The organism is Thermodesulfitimonas sp., from assembly GCF_052743955.1.
Genome location: NZ_JBRAIN010000107.1, coordinates 1 through 5,325, shown reverse-complemented (window position 1 = coordinate 5,325; position 5,325 = coordinate 1). Strand labels below are relative to the sequence as shown.

Below are 5,325 nucleotides of genomic sequence, written 5' to 3'. Positions count from 1 at the left end.
AGCCAATTTTAAATCTTGGGGGTAAGTTCGTTTATTAATTATGGCCCAAGAAGGCGTAAAAACTCTTGCTTCTTACCGGTTGGGAAGCGGTCAACCGCTTATTAATTACCGGTAATTTAAAATGTCCCGCCGCTCTACAAAGGAAAGGAGCTACAGTTGCTACCATAATAAGGGATCATGCTTTTCGACAGGAAAAGACAAACACCTGCCGAATTATTTATTTTTATTTCAAAAAGTGGTTTTGTATTAAACCAACTGCGGCAAAATATTTTGTTTGGGTGACCCTACTAAATGAATACCAAAGTTTCCGTCGATAAGCTTTTACAGCTGATTTTGCTGGTCAGAAGCGCGCTAGCCGGCGCCATCATCTTTATCTGGGCCTTCGGACCAGCCCAGTACCAAATCGACGGCTTCCGGGTGGCGGCGGCCGTGCGGCCCGCGAAAGCCGGGCAGACAGTCGTAGAGCTACCGCCGCTCGGGACGCTCGCTGCGCGGACCCACGCCTTCCCGGCTGAGTGCCGCCTCACCCTCCTTCGGGTAGAAGAGAAGACAGTGACCGCCGCCCTCCAGAATCCTAACCTCTCCCAGTTCTGGGAAAGGCTGCAGCACGACGCCAAAGAGGCGCTTAAGTCCTTCGTGCTCCGCCAATTTATTTGCGGTAGCCGAGGAGCTATTCTTTTCACCTGGCCGCTTCTGCGCCTTCCCCTGCGTCGAATTTGGCTCCCGCCTTTAACCGGGCTTCTGACAGCCGCCGCGTTACTTGGCCCTGTTTATCTCACTTACCAGCCGGAGGCCTTCAAACACCCTGCCTATAGCGGTATTATCGAGGCTGCCCCTAGGATTCTTGCGCTCAGCGAAAACCTGGTAAGCGGTTTCCAAGAACTTAACGCTAAAGCCCCGGAACTGATCGCGAACCTCCAGGAACTCTTTCAGCGCGCCGACACGCTGAATAACTTTTCCCTACAAGACGGCGACACCCGGCTGCTCCTCGTCGCCGATATCCATAACAATCCGGTGGCGCTTACGCTCGCCCGCGAATTAGCCACTCGCTTCGCCGTAAGCGCCATCCTTGATGCCGGCGATCTAACCGATCTCGGCTTACCGCTCGAGCTTAACCTCGTCAAAGGGACCAATGAGTTACCAATTCCTTACCTTCTGGCGCCCGGTAACCACGACTCCCCGGCGGTAATGAACGCTTTGACCACCAGGCCGCACGTGTACGTTTTGCGGGGGCAGATAACAGATGTTGCCGGCCTCAAGGTTCTCGGCGCGCCTGATCCATTGGCTTACCGCCCCATACCAAAGGCCGAAAACACCGCGCAGGAGGAGACAGCGCTCAAAGCCCTAACTGAGCAGCTCGCCGCAACGCTTAAGCGCTCTCCCACCCGTATAGACGTACTCGTGGTGCATAACCCCGCGGTGGCCCGCCGCTTCCGCGGCCAGGTGCCGCTCATCGTCTGCGGCCATACCCACGAGCCGGCGGTAGAAGGGGACACCGCTTCGCTGCTCCTAAACCCCGGAACTGCCGGCGCCGCCGGTATCAGGGGGCTGCAGAGCGCAACCGAGGTCCCGTTACACGGCGATGATCGTCCACCTCAACCCGCAAAAACGGCCGGTGGCCGTGGACATCATCACCTACAGCCCGCGCAGGGGAAGTTTCCAGGTTGAGCACCGACTGGTTCCCGCCCCGGCATCACCCCGCGTACCGCGCCAACCGCAACTATCCTTTTGGCACCGGTAAACGTAAGCCCATAGCCGGAGGCGGGTGGAGAGATTTTTTAACCCTTTGGCCCCTTAACCGATCTCTTTCCCGTCTTCTCCCGCCGCCGCTTCCTGCATCCTGTTCAGCAACGCGTGGATTACCGCGCTTTTCTCCGGTGCGCCCGCAGCCTCTCCCCGGGCCGCACTGGGAGTAAACGCCACCGGGATCGTGCGTAACAGGATCTTGAGGTCCAGGAGGAAGGAGTAGTTGCGAATGTAGTAGAGGTCGTAGCGGAGCTTGTCCTCGGGCGACGTGGTGTAACGCCCGTAGATCTGCGCCATTCCCGTAAGACCGGGTTTGACCAGGTGGCGGTAGTGGTACGCGGGATGGGCCCTAATAAATTCGTCTACGAAAACCGGCCGCTCGGGACGCGGCCCCACGAGGCTCATCTCCCCCTTCAGCACGTTGAAAAGCTGGGGGAGTTCGTCAAGTCGCGTAGCCCGTAAGAATTTCCCTACGCGGGTTATTCGCGGGTCGTCGGCCTGTGCCAGGATGGGCCCGGTTTCTTTCTCGGCGTCAGGGATCATAGTGCGAAATTTGAACAGCTTAAAAACCTGGCCCCGGTAACCAACCCGCTCCTGGACGTAAAAAATGGGCCCGGAGGAAGATAAGCGCACGAGTAGCGCAGTTATCAAGAAGACCGGGACGGTAACAACCAAAAGGAGAAGGGCCACACCAAGATCGAAAACCCGTTTACCAGCAGCCTGCAAGAGCGACAGGCGCAATTCTTCGACCTTAAGTACCGGAAGGTCGTCAAGTTCGATCACCCGCGCGCCAGTCAGCATCACCTCGTAAAGTTCAGGAACCAGGTAAACCTCCCGGCCCGCCTCAAGCGCCGTGGTCACCACTGCCGCCTTTACCGTTGCCGGCACCCCTGGCGCTACCACCACGCCTTCAGCCGCCGCGAGCGCTTCTTTCAAAGCCGGACTTTCAGGCTCGGTCACTTTCCGGATGTAAAAAAGGCTCCGGGGTAGGCCGAACAGCTTCTCAAGCACCGGGCGGACCGTCTCGCTGGCGCCCACTACCACCAGCCCACGTCGCCCGTGCAGGTAGCAATCTATCCGGTAGCAAAGGCCGCGCCAGATTAGAAGCCCCGCAAACTGGCCGCAGACCCCGAGCAGGAGAACGCTCCGCGGGAAGGCGAACCCCCGCACCCAGAAGGCAATCGCCGCCGTCGCCAGGGCCACCCCTACAACCGCCGGGATAAGGGCCCGCATCACGGAAACCAGACCGTTCAGGCGCCGCTCGTAGAGCCCGAGCCCCGCAAAAAGCAAAAGGGCCATCACGCTCACCCACGGCAGGGTGCTGCGCCAGGCTGTGAAGTTCGCTTCGGGGAGAGAACCGCCAAAACGCAGGTAAAAGATGAGCAAAAGGGTTAGGTGCAAAACCGCCAGGTCTCCAGCAGCAACCACCCAGATGGGTAACCGCCGCAGCAGCCTCTTTTCCATCGACCTCGCCGCCGGTTTCTTTTCGTGAATCTTCTACATAAGTTCGCCGCCGGCGCCTGCTTTTCCTCCCGGCGCTCCGGCAAGATAGCGCCGGTAAATCTGGGCTACCTGCGCGACCACTTTTTCTAAATCGTAGGGTTCGAGTCGCCGGCGCCCCGCCGCGCCCATCCGGGCAGCGTCCTCCCGGTTGCGGAGCAAGTGCAGCACCGCCGCCGCCGTTCCCGCCACGTCGCCCACCCGGACCAAGTAGCCGGTTTCTCCATTCACCACCAGGTCCCTGTTACCGCGGACATCCGTCGCCACCACCGGCTTGCCCGCCGCCATCGCTTCGAGAATTACCCGCGGCAGGCCCTCCCGTTTCGAAGTGAGCACCACCACGTCGGACACCGACAAAAGAGCGGGGATCTCGCGGTAAAAACCCAAAAACTTCACGTGCGCCGCTATACCTAACTGCGCCACCAACCGTTCTAGGGCGCACCGCCGCTCCCCTTCTCCGGCCACCAGTAGCACCGTTTCGGGAAGCTCCCGGACCACCAGCCGCCAGGCGCGAAAGACCTGCTCGTGGTTTTTGACCCTGCTCAGCTCGGCGACCACGGCCGCCACGGGTGTTTCCGGCTGCAAACCAAGTTCCCGCCGCCGCTTGGCCGTCTCACCGGGCGGAAGCGTGAAAGCAGCAGCATCTACCCCCACACCGGGGACCAGAAAAACCTCGCCCCGCATGGGGAGGCGTTTTGCCCTTTCGTAATCCTCCCGGTTTAAAAGGATCAACCCGTCGGTCCACCGCGCCGCCAGCCATTCCAACGGAAAATAGAGGAGCCAGTTCCTAAGCGGCGCCCCGCGGAAAAAGTGAAAGCCGTGCGCCGTATAGAGGACCGGGCGGAAACGGAGCAGCCGCAGCGTCAGCCGCGCGATAAACGCGGCCACGGGGGTATGGACGTGAACCAGGGCGTAAGATTCCTGCCGGCAAAGCCGCCAGAGCGCAAAGCCCGCCCGCAAGTTTTGGCGGGAGAAAGGGCGCCGCCCGAAAGGGACGGGATAAAGCCGCACGCCCAAAGAAGCAAAGGACGCCGCCTCCCCCGCCGGGTTACAGGCAACGTCAACCGCGTAGCCCCATTCCTGCCAGAGACGGAAATAAGGCTGGTGAAAGGCGAGGAGGTGGCGGGCCACCGTCGCCACGAAAAGAACCCGGGGCCTGCCCATGAGTACCCGCTCCCTACCGGCGGGCAAGGTACCGCCGGAGCGCGTCTTCCCAAGGCGGCAACTGGTAACCAATAACCTCTTTTAGGGGGAAATTGTCGAGAACAGTGTAGCACGGGCGCCGCGCCGGGCGGGGAAACTCGGCAGTAGTGCAAGGTACGAGGGCCGTCCGACTGCCACTCAACTCTAAAATCGCCCGGGCAAAGCGGTACCACGTGGTTTCACCGCTGTTGGTGACGTGAAAAGTGCCGCGGGCACCGGCCAGGACGAGATCCGCTATCGCCCGCGCAGCGTCAGGAGCGTAGGTCGGGGTGCCGTACTGGTCGTCCACCACCTTAAGCTCCCCCGCCTCGCCGGCACGCCTGAGGATCGTCCCCACAAAGTGCTTCCCGCCCGGCCCGAAAAGCCAGCTGATCCTCACAATAAGGTAGTCACCGCCCGTCTCGCGCACCGCCGCCTCCCCCCACCACTTGCTTTCGCCGTAGCGGTTGACAGGGCGCGCCGGATCGTAGACGTGATATGGCCTGCCCTTCCCGCCGTCGAAAACGTAATCAGTGCTTATATGTACCAGTCTTACCCCGTTCGCCCGGCACAGGGCGGCCAGCTCCTTAACCGCCAGCCCGTTTACCAGGAAGGCCTCCCGGGGATTTTCTTCCGCCCCGTCCACATTCGTATAAGCGGCACAGTTAACCAGGACCGCCGGGCGGTACTCCCGCAGCGCCTCGGCTACCGCTGGCGCAGAAGTGATATCGAGCTGTTGGCGGGTGAGCCCTGCTACCTTGTTTCCCCGCGCCGCAAACTCGGCCACTACCGCCCGCGCTAGCATTCCCGCCGCACCGGTAACAAGAATTCTCATCAAATTTATTCCTCCTCGTATAATTTGGTTTAGCAACCCATAAGGTTCACGGATTGAATCTT

4 protein-coding genes are annotated in these 5,325 nt (G+C 60.4%); 1 reads left to right on the top strand and 3 read right to left on the bottom strand.

Annotated features, from left to right (window positions below; genetic code table 11):
* Positions 1-291: 291 nt before the first annotated feature.
* Positions 292-1,668, top strand: coding sequence for a metallophosphoesterase family protein (locus ACUVTA_RS08340; protein ID WP_445952486.1), 1,377 nt, complete (start codon positions 292-294; stop codon positions 1,666-1,668).
* Positions 1,669-1,794: 126 nt separating this feature from the next.
* On the opposite strand, the gene ACUVTA_RS08335 is transcribed toward ACUVTA_RS08340, so the two are convergent.
* The 3 genes from ACUVTA_RS08335 to rfbD are packed head-to-tail and all read right to left on the bottom strand — an operon-like array spanning position 1,795 to position 5,263.
* On the bottom strand, positions 1,795-3,210 hold the full coding sequence (locus ACUVTA_RS08335; RefSeq protein WP_445952485.1) for a sugar transferase: 1,416 nt from the start codon (positions 3,208-3,210) through the stop codon (positions 1,795-1,797).
* Between the two features lie 33 nt (positions 3,211-3,243).
* Positions 3,244-4,437, bottom strand: coding sequence for a glycosyltransferase family 4 protein (locus tag ACUVTA_RS08330; RefSeq protein WP_445952484.1), 1,194 nt, complete (start codon positions 4,435-4,437; stop codon positions 3,244-3,246).
* Positions 4,424-5,263, bottom strand: coding sequence for a dTDP-4-dehydrorhamnose reductase (gene rfbD, locus ACUVTA_RS08325; protein WP_445952487.1), 840 nt, complete (start codon positions 5,261-5,263; stop codon positions 4,424-4,426). Before rfbD ends, ACUVTA_RS08330 begins: the two co-directional genes overlap by 14 nt.
* Positions 5,264-5,325 lie beyond the last annotated feature (62 nt).